Origin of the sequence: Cupriavidus sp. SIMBA_020, assembly GCF_046535395.1 — a bacterium.
GTDB classification, from domain to species: Bacteria; Pseudomonadota; Gammaproteobacteria; order Burkholderiales; family Burkholderiaceae; genus Cupriavidus; species Cupriavidus campinensis.
Map to the genome: position 1 here is coordinate 1 of NZ_JAWRWU010001035.1, position 257 is coordinate 257.

General features: G+C 64.2%; 1 pseudogene. It reads right to left on the reverse strand.

What is annotated here, in order from left to right:
* Nucleotides 1–257 (reverse strand): annotated as a pseudogene (locus tag SB751_RS32625) (hypothetical protein); the annotation flags it as partial.

Genomic DNA, 257 nt, shown 5'->3' on the forward strand with positions numbered 1-257 from the left:
TCGAACGACGCCATCTTCACGAACGCGCGTCGGCTCCGCGCATATAGCCACAGCGACAGGATCCTGCAGAGAAACACGAGGCAGGCGCCCAGCAGCACGGCGAACACGAACGCAAACTGACTGGCCCGGCCGCCGAGCGAATGCACCGGAAACAACCGTATCTCCAGCAATGCATACGATGCGGCGGCGAGAACGATCAACCCCGCCAACAGGCTCGCCGCGAGCTTGCGCGCGAACCCGGTCCCGCCGATCAATCG